Genomic DNA, 15475 nt, shown 5'->3' with positions numbered 1-15475 from the left:
ATGAGCAACCCCCAGCAGCTGCGCTACAGCAAGGAGCACGAGTGGCTGTCGGTCGCCGAGGACGGCGTCTCGACGGTCGGCATCACCGAGTTCGCGGCCAACGCGCTCGGCGATGTCGTCTACGCCCAGCTTCCGGAGGTCGGTTCCACGGTGACCGCGGGTGAGTCCTGCGGCGAACTGGAGTCGACGAAGTCGGTCAGCGACCTGTACTCCCCGGTCAACGGCGAGATCACCGAGATCAACGAAGACGTGGTCAACGACCCGTCGCTGGTGAACTCCGCGCCCTTCGAGGGCGGCTGGCTGTTCAAGGTGCGCGTCGCACAGGAGCCGGCCGACCTGCTCTCCGCCGACGAGTACACCGCCTTTTCCGCCGGCTGAGAGGTCGTAGAACATGTCGCTTCTGAACACGCCCCTGCACGAGCTGGACCCGGACGTCGCCGCCGCCGTCGACGCCGAGCTGCACCGCCAGCAGTCCACCCTGGAGATGATCGCCTCGGAGAACTTCGCTCCGGTCGCGGTCATGGAGGCCCAGGGCTCGGTCCTGACCAACAAGTACGCCGAGGGCTACCCGGGCCGCCGCTACTACGGCGGCTGCGAGCACGTCGACGTGGTCGAGCAGATCGCCATCGACCGCGTCAAGGCGCTCTTCGGCGCCGAGCACGCCAACGTGCAGCCCCACTCGGGCGCCCAGGCCAACGCCGCCGCGATGTTCGCGCTGCTCAAGCCGGGCGACACCATCATGGGCCTGAACCTCGCGCACGGCGGGCACCTGACCCACGGTATGAAGATCAACTTCTCCGGCAAGCTCTACAACGTGGTCGCCTACCACGTGGACGACCAGACCGGCCAGGTCGACATGGCCGAGGTCGAGCGCCTCGCCAAGGAGTCCAAGCCGAAGCTGATCGTGGCCGGCTGGTCGGCGTACCCGCGACAGCTGGACTTCGCCGAGTTCCGCCGGATCGCGGACGAGGTCGGCGCGTACCTCATGGTCGATATGGCGCACTTCGCCGGCCTGGTGGCGGCGGGCCTGCACCCGAACCCGGTGCCGCACGCCCACGTCGTCACGACCACCACCCACAAGACGCTGGGCGGCCCGCGCGGCGGCGTGATCCTCTCGACGGCCGAGCTGGCCAAGAAGATCAACTCCGCGGTCTTCCCGGGTCAGCAGGGCGGCCCGCTGGAGCACGTGATCGCCGCGAAGGCCGTCTCCTTCAAGGTCGCCGCCTCGGACGACTTCAAGGAGCGCCAGCAGCGCACGCTCGACGGCGCACGGATCCTGGCCGAGCGCCTGGTCCAGGACGACGTCAAGGCCGTCGGCGTGGACGTCCTGTCCGGGGGCACGGACGTGCACCTGGTCCTGGTCGACCTGCGCAACTCCGAGCTGGACGGGCAGCAGGCCGAGGACCGCCTCCACGAAGTCGGCATCACGGTCAACCGCAACGCCATCCCGAACGACCCGCGCCCGCCGATGGTCACCTCCGGCCTGCGCATCGGCACGCCCGCCCTCGCCACCCGCGGCTTCACGGCCGAGGACTTCACCGAGGTCGCGGACATCATCGCCGAGACGCTGAAGCCGTCGTACGACGCCGAGGCCCTCAAGGCCCGCGTGTCCGCTCTGGCCGACAAGCACCCGCTGTACCCCGGCCTGAAGTAATTCGTACGGAACGTACGATTCTTCGCGGCGCCGCGCACACTGGAGGTGTGCGCGGCGCCCGCCCCCTGCGCCACCCCTTGCACCACCCCCGCTTTGAGGAGTCCCCGTGGCCATCTCGGTCTTCGACCTGTTCTCGATCGGCATCGGCCCGTCCAGCTCCCACACGGTGGGCCCGATGCGCGCGGCACGCATGTTCGCCCGGCGGCTGCGCAACGAGGGGCTGCTGGCCCCTGTGACCTCCATACGCGCCGAGCTGTACGGCTCCCTGGGCGCGACCGGGCACGGGCACGGCACCCCCAAAGCCGTGCTGCTCGGCCTGGAGGGCGCGTCACCGCGGACGGTCGACGTGGAGGGCGCCGACGAGCGGGTCGAGCAGATCAAGTCCTCGGGGCGGATCAACCTGCTCGGCGAGCACGAGATCGACTTCTCCTTCGACGACGACCTGATCCTGCACCGCCGCAAGGCGCTGCCGTACCACGCCAACGGCATGACGATCTTCGCGTACGACGCCTCCGGTGAGCTCGTGCTGGAGAAGACGTACTACTCCGTGGGCGGCGGCTTCGTGGTCGACGAGGACGCCGTCGGCGAGGACCGCATCAAGCTGGACGACACGGTCCTGAAGTACCCCTTCCGCACGGGCGACGAGCTGCTGCGGCTGACCCGCGAGACGGGCCTGTCGATCTCGGCCCTGATGCTGGAGAACGAGCGGGCCTGGCGCACCGAGGAGGAGATCCGCGAGGGCCTCCTCGCGATCTGGCACGTGATGCAGGCGTGCGTCTCGCGCGGCATGTCCCGCGAGGGCATCCTGCCGGGCGGCCTCAAGGTCCGCCGCCGCGCCGCCGTCTCGGCCCGCCAGATGCGCGCCGAGGGCGACCCGCTGGCCCACGCGATGGAGTGGATCACGCTCTACGCGATGGCCGTGAACGAGGAGAACGCGGCGGGCGGCCGTGTGGTCACCGCCCCCACCAACGGCGCCGCGGGCATCATCCCGGCGGTCCTGCACTACTACATCAACTTCGTGCCGGGCGCCGACGAGGACGGCGTGGTCCGCTTCCTGCTGGCCGCGGGCGCCATCGGCATGCTCTTCAAGGAGAACGCCTCCATCTCCGGCGCCGAGGTCGGCTGCCAGGGCGAGGTCGGCTCCGCCTGCTCGATGGCCGCCGGCGCCCTCGCCGAGGTCCTGGGCGGCAGCCCCGAGCAGGTCGAGAACGCCGCCGAGATCGGCATGGAGCACAATCTCGGCCTGACCTGCGACCCGGTCGGCGGCCTCGTCCAGATCCCCTGCATCGAGCGCAACGGCATGGCGTCCGTGAAGGCCGTGACCGCCGCCAAGATGGCCATGCGCGGCGACGGCTCCCACAAGGTCTCCCTCGACAAGGTCATCAAGACCATGAAGGAGACCGGCGCCGACATGAGCGTCAAGTACAAGGAGACGGCGCGGGGCGGGCTGGCGGTCAACATCATCGAGTGCTGAACCCTCGTGCTGAACTTCCCTCCGCAGAGCGGAGGTTGATGTTCCCCTTGGGGAGCGTGATCACCTCGGACTGGTCGGCGAAGCCGCGGCGGCGCTGGGGTCGGTGGCCACCAGCGGCTGAGGTTCCCGCCGCCGGCGGGGATCACCCGTGCCAGGGTGGGGCAGGAATCAACCACAACTCCTGTTCCCCCCACCAGCACTTCAGGGAGTCCCATGCTGCGCGGCATCGACGTGAGCGCGTACCAATCCTCTTCGTACGACACCGACGGCCTCTCCTTCGTCTTCATCAAGGCGACGGAGGGCCGCTCGTACGTCAACCCGAAGCTGACCGCCCAGGTGAAGACGGCCCGCGACGCCGACTGCGTGGTCGGCTTCTACCACTTCCTGTGGCCCGGCAACATCACCGCCCAGGCCGAGTACTTCGTCGGCAAGGCCCCGGAGAAGGCGGGCGACCTGCTCGCCGTCGACTGGGAGACGACCGGCGACGGCACCCACGCCAGCAACGCCGAGAAGGACCGCTTCATCCGCAAGGTGAAGGAACTCCGGCCCGATCACCGCGTCGTGCTCTACACCAACCGCAACTACTGGCTGAACGTCGACACCACCTCGTACGCGGGCGACGGCCTGTGGATCGCCGACTATGTGACCGCGGGCAAGCCCCGCATCCAGGCGAAGTGGCGCTTCCACCAGTACACCGACGACCCCCTGGACAAGGACGTCGCCGACTTCGCGAGCAAGGCCGCGCTAGTCGACTGGGCGGCCGGCGACTGAGCGCTCCCCGGCCGCGAAGGCCAGGATCTCGGGTACCGCCTCGCGCAGACTCCCGAAGTGGCGGTGGACGCCGTCCACTTCGGGGGCGTTGACTCCCCACACTGTCATACCGGCCCGCAGCCCGGCCTCCACTCCCGACGGCGCGTCCTCCACCACGAGACAGTCCGCCAGCTCGGCGCCGAGAAGCTTCGCCGCCAGCAGGTAGGGCACCGGCGACGGCTTGCCCTCCTCGACGGCGGCGGCATCGACGAGCACCTCCGCAGCGGGCAGACCGGTCCGGGCGAACCGGCCGCGCACCCGGTGCTCGTAGTTCGACGTGACCAGCGCCCAGCTCCGGGGCGGCAGCGCGGCGAGCAGCTCCGCGGCGCCATCGAAGGCCGAGTAGACGCCGGAGCGTACGTCCTCGTCCTCCAGCTCGTGCAGGGCGGCCAGGCACTCCCCCGGGTCGCGGTCCGGAGCGACGGTCGCGAAGGTCTCCAGGGGGCGGGTGCGCAACGCCACGCGGTGGACCTCGTCGGGGTCGAGGCCGTAGCGCGTCGCCCACGTTCCCCAGACCCGGCGTTGGTTGTCCACCGCGTCGATCAGCGTTCCGTCGACGTCGAACAGGACGTACTTTCCGGCAACGGGCCTTACGATTTCGCTGGTCACGGACGTGATCATGCCATCAGCCGAGCGGGGAGCAGGACATGGGTGGGACCGTCACCGCGGTCAGCAGCAATGGGACGTACTCGTTCACCAAGCCGAACCGGGAGAGCATCAGGCTGCTCGCCGGGCTCGGAGTGGAGGGGGACGTGCATGCCGGGGCGACGGTGAAGCACCGGTTCCGGATGGAGAAGGATCCTTCGCAGGTGAATCTGCGGCAGGTGCACCTCATGCACGAGGAGCTGTTCGACGAACTGCGCGAGGCCGGCTTCGCCGTCGCTCCCGGGGAGCTCGGGGAGAACGTCACCACGCGGGGGGTCGATCTGCTGGGGCTGCCGGTCGGGGCGCTGATACGCCTCGGGGACGAGGCCGTTCTCGAGATCACCGGGCTGCGGAATCCGTGCGCGCAGATCGACAACTTCCAGAAGGGGCTGCTCAAGCAGGTCGTCGGGAGGGAGGACGGGGGTGACGGCGGCGTCGTCTACAAGTCCGGTGTCATGAGTGTCGTACGGGAAGGCGGTGTGGTGCGGCCCGGGGACTCGGTCAGGGTCGAGTTGCCGGACGGGCCGCACCAGCCTCTGCGGATCGTCTAGCGGGTCGGGCCTCAGGCTCGGAAGTCGGCCGAGCGTTCCCGGGGTGCCTCGGCGAGGGCCTTGGTCACCGCGTCGAGGCCCTCCTGGAGGCCGTAGACCGGGGTGCCGGGCTGCTGGCGCCAGGAGTCGTCGAGGCCGCCGGCGTCGACGGTGTCGAAGCCGAGGTCGTCGATGAGGGCGCGGACGACGCGCTTGGCGGCCTCGTCGTCGCCGGCGACCGGGAGGGCCATGCGGTCGGGGGCGCCGGCCGGGCGCGGGCGGTCCAGGATGTCCTGGGCGTAGGTGCCGTTGAAGGCCTTGATGACGGTGTGGCCGATCTGCTGGGCCGTCCAGCGGCTCTCGGTGAGGCCCTCGTCCTCGATCGCGGCGATCTTTCCGTCGCGCTGCTGGGGGTAGTAGTTGCCGGTGTCGATGACGGCGACGCCGTCCGCCGCCTCGTCGAGCAGCCCGGACGGCAGGTTCGGGACCGCCTTCACCGGGACCGTGATCACGACGAGCTCGGCGCCGCGTGCCGCGTCCTCGACCTTGACGGGTGTCGCCCCGGTCTCCTCGGCGAGCGCGGTGAGTGTGTGGGGACCGCGGGAATTGGCGACGGAGACGTCGTGACCGAGGCCGGTGAGCCGCCGGGTGAGGTTGCCGCCGATGTTGCCCGCGCCGATGATGCCGATCTTCATGAGAGACACGCCCTTCCGGGGTTGATGCTCCTGATGGGGCTCACCAACCCCGGGGGCGGACTCGCTATTCCGGGGTGCACGGCATTCGGGTGACCGTCATCAGGGTTTCACCACGATCTTGCCGAAGTGCGCGTTGCTCTCCATCAGACGGTGGGCGTCCCGGATGCGGTCGAGCCCCTCGAAGACCTCGGCGACCGGTGGCCGGAATCCGCCGTCGCGCAGGCCCGCGTTCAGGAAGGCCGTGGACCGGCGGCGGCCTGCCGGCGTCGAGGTCAGGGCGAAATTGGCGTACGTGTGGATGGTGAGCGGCCAGTTCCAGGGGAGCTCGGCCGGTCGCTGATCGAGCCAGCCGTAGACGAGCATCGCACCGCCCTCCGCGAGCGCCTCGCCCAGCGGGCGGAAGCCCGGGCCGCCGATCGCGTCGAAGATCACCTCGGCGCCGGGTCCGCCGGTGAGCCGCCGGGTCTCCTTCGCCACGTCCTCGTCGTCGGAGACGATCACATGCTCCGCCCCGAGATCGAGGAGCCGGCGCTTCTTCGCCTCGGTCCGGGTGGTGGCGAGCGGAATCGCGCCGATGCGGCGGGCGACCTGGATCGCGGCGGTGCCGACACCGCTGGACGCGCCGGTGATCAGGACATGGTCGCCGGGCTTCAGCCCCGCGGTCTCGAGGAGCGCGCCGTACGCCGTCGTGTACGTCAGCCACGCCGCCGCGCCGGTGACCGCGTCCACCGTCTCCGGGCGCGGCACGACCGCCGTGTCGGGCAGCACGACGCGTTCCGCGTACACGCCCTGGGCGCTCATCTCGATGCCGGGTCCGGTCGTCACGGGGTCGCCCACGGCGAATTCGGTGACGCCGTCGCCGACCGCCTCGACGGTGCCGGACGCCTCGTAGCCGAGCCGCGAGGCGGGCAGGGTGGGCTGGTAGTAGTACGTCCCCGCGCGGAACAGGGCCTCGGCGCGGTTGAGGCCCAACGCCTCGACGCGTACGAGGACTTCGCCGGGGCCGGGGGCGGGCACCTCGACGTCCTCGGTCTTCAGGACGTCCGGGCCGCCGAGTTCGTGAAAGAGCACAGTGCGTGAAGTGGTGGATGACATACCCATGACGCTAGGAGCACGGTGCGAGACGATCCATGCCTGCCAGTCTCGCTTTCCTGTCCGTTCGTCTCGCCGCGATGCCGGCGCGCTACCGTATGGGCATGGACGTACTCAGCGACGCCATCGCCACGATGCGCACCGGGCGCCCGCACTCCAGACGCCAGGACAAGTACGCGCCCTGGGGAATGCGCTTCGAGTCCTCGGACGGGGCCGGGTTCCATGTGGTGCTGCAGGGCTCGGCGTGGCTGCTTCCCGCGGAGGGGGAGCCGGTGGCGCTCGGCCCGGGCGACGTGGCGTTCATGGCGCACGGCCGCGGTCACGCGCTGGCCAGCGACGTGGACGTACCGCTGGAGGACGTACGGCTGCGGCCGGACGGTACGTGGCCCGAACCTCCGCCGTCTCCACGACCGTTGACGGGCGCGTCGACCGTTCTGCTCTGCGGGGCCTACCAGTTGGACCGGGCCCGCGCGCATCCGCTGCTGTCCGAGCTGCCCGAGGTGGTCCACCTCCCCGCCCGCGTCGGCGCCCACCGCTCGCTGCGGGGCGCGGTCGAACTCCTCGGCATGGAGCTGGAAGAGCCCCAGCCGGGCTCCGACACGATCGTCACCTCGCTCCTCGACACGCTCCTGCTGTACATCCTGCGCGCCTGGTGGCAGCGCGAGCGGCACGGCTCCGGGCATCCCACCGGCTGGTCGGCCGCCCTCGCCGACCCGGCGGTCGCGGCGGCCCTGCGTGCCGTCCACGGCGCCCCGTCCCACCCCTGGACGGTCGAGGAACTCGGCGCCCTCGGCGGCCTCTCCCGCGCGGCCTTCGCCCGAAGGTTCACCACGCTGGTGGGCGAGCCCCCGCTCACGTACCTCACCTGGTGGCGCATGACGACCGCGGGCCGCCTGCTCCGCACCGACGACATCCCCCTGCGCCTGGTGGCCCAACGCACCGGCTACACGTCGGAGTTCGCCTTCGCCAAGGCGTTCAAACGGGAGTACGGGGTGGCGCCGGGGCAGTACCGCAGACGCGCCTGATGAGCGCCGCCCGCACTGTACGACGAAGGGGCGCCCGCCGGATCACCGGTGGGCGCCCCTTCGCGTGTGTCACTTGTTCAGGTGGGTCCAGAACTCGTCGAACGAGAGGACCTTGTCGCCATTGAGGTCGCGGCTGGCGATGATGGCCTCCGCCACCGACTCGGTGACGTTCCAGTCGCCGCCCTGGGCGAGGGCGGTCTTGAACTCGGCAGCGGTGATGAAACCGTCACCGTCCGTATCGATCCGCTCGAACTGCTTGCGTGCTTCCTCGATGTCCGCCACCGATCCGCCCCTTCGTAGTGCATTACTGCCATGTGTACGGAGGTCAGATTAACGGGCGAGCTGAGCGCGCAGTGCGGCGACCACCCAGGCGAACTCCTCGCGGTGTGCGGACAGCGGCTCCAGGCCGCGGACCAGCGCGTTCAGCTCCCGGAAGCGGGCCATCTCGACGTGCGCCGCGGACTGAAGGCGTTCCAGTACGGCCGCGCGGTCGGCGTTGCCGAGCAGCTGGCGCAGTACCTCCTCGGCCCCGGGCGACTCAGGGGCGATGTCCTGTTCCAGCGCCTCGCCCGCGAGCTGCACCAGGCGGCTCATGAACCACAGGGAGGTGCCGGCCGGCACGTCCGGGCCCCGGTCCGCCGCGTTGAACTCGATCATCTTCCGCATGCGCGCGCGAAAGCCCTTGTCCTGCAACAGCTCGGCCAGCTCCACCCAGGCGTCCACCTGCTCGGGCGTGGGGTCCTCGGGCAGCTCGGCGAGACCGAACCGCATCCGGGTGCGGATGTCGGGGTCCGCGGTGTCGAGGCCCCCGAAGGTCTCTTCCATGAAGTCGTCGGCGATGCGCTTGCGCTCCGCGGCCGACAGCCGCGCCAGCTTGTTCATGAGTGTCATCTCCTCCGCGGTGGAACCGCGTCGCGCCACGGTCGACAGCACCGCCCGGGTCACCTTCAAGGAACGGATCTGTGCGTCCAGCGCCACCACGTGCGCGGCCGCCACCTCCGCGACCGTCGTCTCGCCCGCCAGCACTTTGCGTACGTCGTCCAGGCCCAGGCCCAGCTCGCGCAGGGTGCGGATCAGCTCCAGGCGGGCGACGGACGCCGCGTCGTACAGGCGGTAGCCGCCCGAGGAGCGGGTCACCGGGGGCAGGGCGCCCTCGTCCGACCAGTAGCGGATGGTGCGGACGGACAGGCCGGTGCTCCGGGACAGCTCTCCGATGGTGAAAAGTCCGGTGCCGTCGTCGATCATGTCTGGGAGTCTGGGCCTTCCAGTGGGTGGAGACTCAAGGTGAGCACTCCACGTGGGGACTCGAGGTGCGGGGGCGCGGTCGTGGCTGACACTCTGCGGGACATTCTGGATGCGGCGGCCCGTGGTGTCTTTCCGCCTCCCGACGGCTCCACCACCGTCGTGCGTCAGCATTCCCACCGGGACGCGGGAGTCATCGCCTTCACCGCTCATTCCGTCGTCTTCACCGACGAGGATCCCCTGTGGGTGCGCGAGGCGCTGGGCTCCGTCGACTGCGACGCGCTCGCCGCGCCGATGAACGCGCGGTTCCTCGCGGCGCTGATGGAGCGTACGGGGCGGTCGAGCGACACCATCGACGTGCTCACGGTCGGCTCCCCGCTCCCCGGCGAGCCGCCACTCGAGCTGAAGGAGATCCACGACCCCGGCCATCCTCGGGTCGTCAGTTCCCGCAGGCGCCGCGACGACGTGCGGGTGTGGGCCACCGAGGGCGGCGTACTCGTGATGGGGCGTGGGGTCGCGGGCCGGCTGGAGGTCGCGGTCGAGGTCGACGAGGACGTACGGCACCGGGGGCTGGGGCGTGCGCTCGTCTCGGCCGCCCGGCAGCTGAGCGGGGGCGAACCTGTGTGGGCCCAGATCTCACCGGGGAACGCCCGCAGTATGCGGGCGTTCCAGGCGGCCGGTTACCGTCCGGTGGGGTCGGAGGCGCTGCTCATCGCCCGCTAGGGCCTGTCCGGCGGATCAGGTCGGAGGAGAGCTGCGGCGCCTCATAAGCACAGGTGAGCGGGGCTTGGTGCGTCCAGCTGCAAGGCGGAGGAGGGCGACGACGCGGAGCGTCGGCAACCGACGACAACGCCGCAGATGGGCGTGCCAAGCCCCGCGTCTCCGACATGATCCGCCGGACAGGCCCTAGAAGTCAGTGCCAGGGCTCGTAGTTCGGGTTGCTCTCGCAGTCGCTCATGATCTCGGTCTTGGTCTTCTTGTCGACCGGGCAGACGCCGATGATGTACTGGCGCGCGATGCCGCCCGGGAAGGCGACCTCGACCTGGTCGGCCCACTTGTGGGTGTCGCCGATGGTCTTGTTGACGTCCACACCGCCGGGCGCGTCGATGTAGTAGTTGTAGCCGGACTTGTACCAGGTCTTGTACAGGTCGTGGTCGTACGTCGTCGACACGTACGGCGAGGGCTGGTTGACGAGGACGTACTTCTCGATGTCGTACTGCCCGTCGACGACGTCCTTGGGGTAGAAGCCCTGCTCGAAGACCGTCGCCGGGCCGCGGCCGTCGCTGCGGTAGAGCGTGCCGCAGGTCTTGCGCCAGACCGGGGCAGGGGTGATGCGTTCGACGTCCACGCGGCGGTCGGCGGCCGCCTTGACCGGGTCGGCGAACTGGGGACAGGCGGGCGCTGCCGCCTTGGTGGCCGTCGCCGGGGCGGGAGCGGCGGGGGTCGCGGCGGACGTCGCGAAGACGGCCCCGAGACAGAGGACGACGGCAGCGGCCCGCCGCCGCAGGCGAGTTGTGATCATGGGAAGCACGATCGCGGTTCCTCGGCGGCGGGTCGGGGATCATCACCCGTACGGCGGCGTGTCACCCCACGGATGTCAACTGCGGTCCCGTCAGCGGAAGATGCCCGTGTGGCCGAGCGAGTAGCGGCCCGGCTGCGGGTACACCGCGAGGCCGTGCGGGCCGCTGCCGACCGGGATGCGGGCGAGCTGGATGCCGGTGCGGGTGTCGATCGCGTACACCTCGGAGTCGTAGCGACCCGAGAGCCACAGGACCTTGCCGTCGGCGGAGACGCCGCCCATGTCGGGGCTGCCGCCTTCGGGCAGGTACCACTTCCTGGTGAGCCTGTTCTGCGTGAAGTCGAAGACGGAGATGGTGCCTTCGCCTCGGTTGGAGATGTACATCTCGCGCGAGTCGCGGCTGATGTACAGGCCGTGGGCGCCCTTGCCGGTGGGCAGGAGGGTCGGCCTGGTGAACTTGTCGCCGTCCAGGATCCATACGCCGCCCGCCATCATGTCGGCGACGTAGAACTTCTTGCCGTCCGGCGAGATCTTCACGTCCTGCGGCATGGCGCCGTGGAACGGCAGTTTCTCCTGCGCGACCACCTTCATCTTCTGCGTGTCGACCTTCAGCAGGTCGCCGCTGAACTCGCACGACACGATGAAGTAGCGGCCGTCGAGAGAGAAGTCGGCGTGGTTGACGCCGTAGCAGTTGACCGGCTCGGTCTTCACGCGCTTCATGGTGTGGGCGTCGCGGAAGACCAGTTCGCGGTCGAGGGAGGCCATCACGATGGCGTACTTGCCGTTGGGCGTGAAGTAGAGGTTGTACGGGTCGTGCACGCTGATCGGCTTGCCCGCCTTGCCGGTCTTCGGGTCGATGGGCGTGAGGCTGTTGCCCTTGTCGTTGTTGACCCACAGGGTCTTCATGTCCCATGAGGGGACCACGTGTTGGGGCTGGGCGCCGACCGGGATCGTCCCGATGACCCGGTACGTCATCGGGTCGATGACCGAGACGGTGTTGGACTGGGTGTTGGGGACGTAGACACGGGCGGGGAAGTCCTTGACCACCGGGGACAGCCTGTTCGGGCGGTCGGCGGCGTAGACGTCCGTCGGGTCCAGCACGGGGGGCATGCCGGGCAGCCCCCGGACCGCCTCCTTCGTCGGCGGAGCGGGCTGGATGGCGGCCTTGGTGCCGAGGGCCTCGTTCGCGTGCTCCTTGGGCTCACTGCCACAGCCCGCGAGCGCGGCGAGGACGGCGCCGGCGATCAGTACGCGCTTGATGGTGGTGTGGTGCATCTGCATCAGCTCAGCAGCTCCGTGGTGGTGACCGCGTGCAGGCCGCGGCGGTGGAGTTCTTCGAGGACGGCCGGGAGTGCGGCGACCGTGTCCGCGTACCCGAAGTGCAGGCTCACGATCGAACCGGCGCGGACCTCGCCCATGATGTTGCGGGTGACGGCGGGCGCTCCCGGCGAGGTGAAATCGAGCGAGTCGACGTCGTAGGAGAGCGTGTGCGGGTAGCCCGCGGTGCGGGCGAGCCGTTCCACGAGGGGGGAGGCGCGGGGGGTGCGGGACGGTCGGAACCAGGTGCCGATCGAGCCGGTGAGCCGCGTCAGGCGCTCCGCGCAGCCGCGGATCTCCGCGTTCGCGTCCGCCTCCGGCATCGCGTTGATGTCGAGGTGGCGCAGGGTGTGGTTGCCGAGGTCGTGGCCGCCGTCGAGGATGCGGCGGGCGATGTCGGGGTGCTCGTCGAGCCAGGTGCCGACCGCGAGCACGGTGACGCGCGCGCCGGCCTTCTCGGCTTCGCCGAGGAGTGCCTTGGCGATGGTGGGGTCGCCCTGGCCGTGGAAGGTGAGGGCTACTTGGGGGCGGGTGCGGGGCCGTGGGTGATCTGCTCGGGCTGGGTCGGGAAGCGGTGGGGGGTGGGGGCGGGGGTCTGGGACGCGGCGGGTGTGGCCGGGGTGGCGGGCGTGGCCGCGGGTGCGCTGTGGGCCGCTGGGGGTGGCGCGACGGCGCCTGCGGTGGAGCAGCCGGCGGTCAGTGTTCCGGCGGCGAGTGCGATGCCCGTGCGTAGTGCCGTACGTCGGTCCGGTGGGGTGCGGGCGACGTTGTCGTGCTCGGTGGACGGGTGAGCGGGGTGCGCGGGGTGCGCGGGGTGCGCGGGCGTGGTCACTCGCACCATTTAAGGGCGAGTTGGCCTTAAAAGCGGCGATTGGCCCCATCGGGGGGCTGCGCGGGTCGCGTTCCGCCGGTGGGCGGCTGCGCCATTCCGCCTTTCCGCCGGTGGGTGGCTTCACCTTTCCGCCGGTGATGGCTTCGCCTTTCGGCCGGTGGTGGCTTCGCCTTTCCGCCGGTGGTGGCTTCGCCTTTCCGCCGGTGGGTGGCTTCGCCTTGCCGCCGGTGGGCGTATCGCGTTCCGTCGGTGGGTGGGTCGGGGCCGTGCCGGTACATCCGCCCCGTCGCCGGTGGCAGATCGCTTGCCTTACAAGCTCTGCTTGTTGGCAACCACGTAAGCGACGGGGCATGTGATGTACCGGCACGGCCCCTTCCGTGCGTCGGCGACTGCGGGTGAGTGGGGGCGTGCGTCCGCAACTGCGGCTCCGTGGGGCGTGCGTCTGCGCTGCGGGTGCGTGGTGGCGCACGTCCGCAACGGTGGCTGCGTGGTTGCGCGCGTGTCTGCAACTGCGGGTCCGTGGTGGCGTGCGTCCGTGACTGTGGCGCCATGGTGACGTGCGTCCGCGACTACGGGTCCGCGCGGTGTGCGTCCGCGGCTGTGGGTGTATCCCACCCACCCCGCCTGCCCTCTCCAGCCCGGCCGGCAGGTCTTCAGCCCGTCCGGCGTTTGAGGACGAGGCCGTTCAGGCCGAAGCGGGGGTCTGGGGGCGGCAGCCCCCAGGTACGGGACGGGTAGGGGCGGCGGTGGCGAAAGACCATCCCGCCCGCAGCCGGAAGTGTCGGGTACAGGGGGCGCAAAGTTCCTGCATGGACATGGGGCTCACCGGGCGCTGCTTTTGGATCAATCAAGCGCGTCTGCGATAGTCAGCGTGCGACCTCCACCCATTGACCCGGGCCATGGTTGTCGCCGGTGCCGCGGTTCACACCCCAATTCGTTCCGCGGTGCCTCAGGAGCCCCGGCTGCTCAGCGGCCGGGGTTTCCGCGTGCCGGGGGGAGTTCAGCGGTCGGCCACGCGCATTTCGAACCAGGTGGTCTTGCCGCGGGGCAGGAGATCGACACCCCAGCGGTCGGAGAGTTTGTCGACGAGGAAGAGGCCTCGGCCGCTCAGGTCCAGCTCCTGGACCGGCATCAGACAGGGCAGGCCACGTGAGGGATCGCGGACCTCGATACGGATCCAGCCCCGGCGGCGGCGCATGCGGAGCCCGAAGACGCGGGCACCGGTGTGGCGTACGGCGTTGCCGACGAGCTCGGAGACGAGTAAGACCGCGTCCTCCGTCATCTTCGGCGACAGCCCCCAGTGCCGCAGGACCACGACCTGTGTGAGCCGCCGCGCGGTGGCCGCGGACTCCGGGCGGGACGGCAACGGCACCTCCGCCTCTGTCGGATTGCCGAACAACTCCAGTGCCTTGAGCGCCCGTTCATCCTCGACCGCAGGCGTCCAGCGCGCCGCGGTCGCACTCCCGTGCCGCCGCGGCTGTTCGATACCCTCCAGCCCCGCCATGCCCCCATCATGGCCGCCCAGAGCCCCCTTCGGGGCCGTTCCGAAGGAATACGCCCCCCGGAACGCATCATTCCGCACCATCCGATCGGCATATGCCGCAGGCAGTTCGGGGGGCATTGGAACCCGCCTGACCTGCTAGTACTTACCACTTGGGGGCAATCACCAGTGTCCCCCGACAAGGCAGGCTTAAGGTTGCCTTAAGGCTCGCATAAACCGCCCCTTCGGGGGACACCGGGTAAGACATCGCGTCAACTGCAAGTGGATCAGCGGAACTTGGAGAGTGACTTTCGTCGTAGGGGGGAGCGGCTCGGGGTCGCCGGGCGACGGGCGCTCAGAGGAACTTCGCCTTTCCCGGGCCCTCCTCCACGAAGCTCCGCATCCCCCGCTCACGGTCCTCCGTCGCGAACAGGCCCGCGAACCAGTTCCGCTCGATCGCGAGTCCCGTCTCGATGTCCGTCTCCAGGCCCGCGTCGATCGACTCCTTGGCGGCGCGCAGCGCGATCGCCGGGCCCTGCGCGAGCTTCGCGGCCCAGGCGTGCGCGGCGGCGTACACCTCGTCGGCCGGGACGACCTGGTCCACCAGGCCGAGCGACAGGGCTTCGTCCGCCTTGACCATGCGGCCGGTGAAGATGAGGTCCTTGGCCTTGGAGGGGCCGATCAGGCGGGACAGCCGCTGGGTGCCGCCGGCGCCGGGGATCAGGCCGAGCAGGATCTCCGGCTGGCCCAGCTTGGCGTTGTCCGCGGCGATGCGGTAGTCGGCGCACAGCGCCAACTCGCAGCCCCCGCCGAGCGCGTACCCGGTGACGGCGGCGACGACCGGCTTGGGGATGCGGGTGACGGCGGTGAAGGAGTCCTGCAGAGCCCGGGACCGCACGACCATCGCGGCGTGGTCCATGGCCTGCATCTCCTTGATGTCCGCGCCCGCCGCGAACACCTTCTCCCCGCCGTACAGCACCACGGCGCGGACGTCCGCCCGGCCCGTGGCTTCCTCGGCGAGCTCCTTGAGCCGGTCCTGCGTGGCGACGTCCAGCGCGTTCATGGGCGGGCGGTCCAGACGGATGGTGCCGACGCCTTCGGCCACTTCGAGATGCACAGTCATGGGAGCAGGTTAGTAGGCGTTAACGACAACGGGCCGG

15 protein-coding genes and 2 pseudogenes are annotated in these 15475 nt (G+C 70.2%); 7 read left to right on the top strand and 10 right to left on the bottom strand.

Features of this window, described 5'->3' with window-relative positions; translation table 11 throughout:
* The 4 genes from gcvH to AB5J53_RS33355 all read left to right on the top strand — a co-directional run bounded on the left by gcvH (nucleotide 1) and on the right by AB5J53_RS33355 (nucleotide 3899).
* A complete protein-coding gene (gene gcvH, locus AB5J53_RS33370; RefSeq protein ID WP_369249322.1) occupies nucleotides 1–378 on the top strand; it encodes a glycine cleavage system protein GcvH in 378 nt (125 codons plus the stop codon).
* A 13-nt stretch (nucleotides 379–391) separates the two neighbouring features.
* Nucleotides 392–1654 (top strand): serine hydroxymethyltransferase, encoded by a 1263-nt coding sequence (gene glyA, locus AB5J53_RS33365; protein ID WP_369249321.1) that lies wholly within the window; start codon nucleotides 392–394, stop codon nucleotides 1652–1654.
* Nucleotides 1655–1760: 106 nt separating this feature from the next.
* Nucleotides 1761–3128 carry an L-serine ammonia-lyase gene (locus tag AB5J53_RS33360; RefSeq protein WP_369249320.1) on the top strand — a complete coding sequence of 456 codons (1368 nt, stop codon included), beginning with the start codon at nucleotides 1761–1763 and terminating at the stop codon, nucleotides 3126–3128.
* A gap of 213 nt (nucleotides 3129–3341) precedes the next feature.
* Nucleotides 3342–3899 carry a glycoside hydrolase family 25 protein gene (locus AB5J53_RS33355; RefSeq protein WP_369249319.1) on the top strand — a complete coding sequence of 186 codons (558 nt, stop codon included), beginning with the start codon at nucleotides 3342–3344 and terminating at the stop codon, nucleotides 3897–3899.
* On the opposite strand, the gene AB5J53_RS33350 is transcribed toward AB5J53_RS33355, so the two are convergent.
* Nucleotides 3873–4547 (bottom strand): HAD-IA family hydrolase, encoded by a 675-nt coding sequence (locus AB5J53_RS33350; protein ID WP_369249318.1) that lies wholly within the window; start codon nucleotides 4545–4547, stop codon nucleotides 3873–3875. The two genes, AB5J53_RS33355 and AB5J53_RS33350, sit on opposite strands and share 27 nt — an antisense overlap.
* A 38-nt stretch (nucleotides 4548–4585) precedes the next feature.
* Here AB5J53_RS33350 and AB5J53_RS33345 point away from each other — a divergent pair, with 38 nt between their 5' ends.
* A complete protein-coding gene (locus AB5J53_RS33345) occupies nucleotides 4586–5134 on the top strand; it encodes an MOSC domain-containing protein (RefSeq protein ID WP_369249317.1) in 549 nt (182 codons plus the stop codon).
* Between the two features lie 11 nt (nucleotides 5135–5145).
* Here the strand turns inward: AB5J53_RS33345 and AB5J53_RS33340 are convergent.
* A pseudogene (locus AB5J53_RS33340) lies at nucleotides 5146–5829 on the bottom strand (NADPH-dependent F420 reductase); the annotation flags it as partial.
* Nucleotides 5830–5907: 78 nt separating this feature from the next.
* Nucleotides 5908–6903 carry a zinc-dependent alcohol dehydrogenase family protein gene (locus AB5J53_RS33335; RefSeq protein ID WP_369249316.1) on the bottom strand — a complete coding sequence of 332 codons (996 nt, stop codon included), beginning with the start codon at nucleotides 6901–6903 and terminating at the stop codon, nucleotides 5908–5910.
* A 101-nt stretch (nucleotides 6904–7004) separates the two neighbouring features.
* Here AB5J53_RS33335 and AB5J53_RS33330 point away from each other — a divergent pair, with 101 nt between their 5' ends.
* On the top strand, nucleotides 7005–7925 hold the full coding sequence (locus AB5J53_RS33330) for an AraC family transcriptional regulator (RefSeq protein ID WP_369249315.1): 921 nt from the start codon (nucleotides 7005–7007) through the stop codon (nucleotides 7923–7925).
* 69 nt (nucleotides 7926–7994) lie between these two features.
* On the opposite strand, the gene AB5J53_RS33325 is transcribed toward AB5J53_RS33330, so the two are convergent.
* Both AB5J53_RS33325 and AB5J53_RS33320 read right to left on the bottom strand, forming a co-directional pair.
* Nucleotides 7995–8207, bottom strand: a complete 213-nt coding sequence (locus AB5J53_RS33325) for an EF-hand domain-containing protein (protein ID WP_369249314.1) — start codon at nucleotides 8205–8207, stop codon at nucleotides 7995–7997.
* A gap of 48 nt (nucleotides 8208–8255) precedes the next feature.
* Nucleotides 8256–9170, bottom strand: coding sequence for a MerR family transcriptional regulator (locus tag AB5J53_RS33320; RefSeq protein WP_369249313.1), 915 nt, complete (start codon nucleotides 9168–9170; stop codon nucleotides 8256–8258).
* Nucleotides 9171–9251: 81 nt separating this feature from the next.
* Between AB5J53_RS33320 and AB5J53_RS33315 the strand changes: the two genes are divergently transcribed.
* A complete protein-coding gene (locus AB5J53_RS33315; RefSeq protein WP_369249312.1) occupies nucleotides 9252–9890 on the top strand; it encodes an N-acetyltransferase family protein in 639 nt (212 codons plus the stop codon).
* A 190-nt stretch (nucleotides 9891–10080) separates the two neighbouring features.
* Here the strand turns inward: AB5J53_RS33315 and AB5J53_RS33310 are convergent, their stop codons facing one another.
* From AB5J53_RS33310 to AB5J53_RS33290, 5 genes and pseudogenes are all read right to left on the bottom strand, one after another.
* The gene (locus AB5J53_RS33310) at nucleotides 10081–10689 is read right to left on the bottom strand and encodes an ADP-ribosyltransferase (protein WP_369249311.1); all 609 of its coding nucleotides are present in this window, start codon (nucleotides 10687–10689) and stop codon (nucleotides 10081–10083) included.
* Nucleotides 10690–10779: 90 nt separating this feature from the next.
* A complete protein-coding gene (locus AB5J53_RS33305) occupies nucleotides 10780–11961 on the bottom strand; it encodes a YncE family protein (protein ID WP_369252621.1) in 1182 nt (393 codons plus the stop codon).
* A gap of 5 nt (nucleotides 11962–11966) precedes the next feature.
* Nucleotides 11967–12724: pseudogene (locus AB5J53_RS33300) on the bottom strand (polysaccharide deacetylase family protein).
* A 1111-nt stretch (nucleotides 12725–13835) separates the two neighbouring features.
* Entirely contained in the window at nucleotides 13836–14339 is a 504-nt protein-coding gene (locus tag AB5J53_RS33295) for an ATP-binding protein (RefSeq protein WP_369249310.1), read from the bottom strand.
* Nucleotides 14340–14670: 331 nt separating this feature from the next.
* On the bottom strand, nucleotides 14671–15438 hold the full coding sequence (locus tag AB5J53_RS33290) for an enoyl-CoA hydratase/isomerase family protein (RefSeq protein WP_369249309.1): 768 nt from the start codon (nucleotides 15436–15438) through the stop codon (nucleotides 14671–14673).
* Nucleotides 15439–15475: the final 37 nt, after the last annotated feature.

The organism is Streptomyces sp. R41 (genome assembly GCF_041053055.1).
In the GTDB taxonomy this organism is placed as follows: Bacteria; Actinomycetota; Actinomycetes; order Streptomycetales; family Streptomycetaceae; genus Streptomyces.
This window is presented reverse-complemented; position numbering and strand designations above follow the sequence as displayed.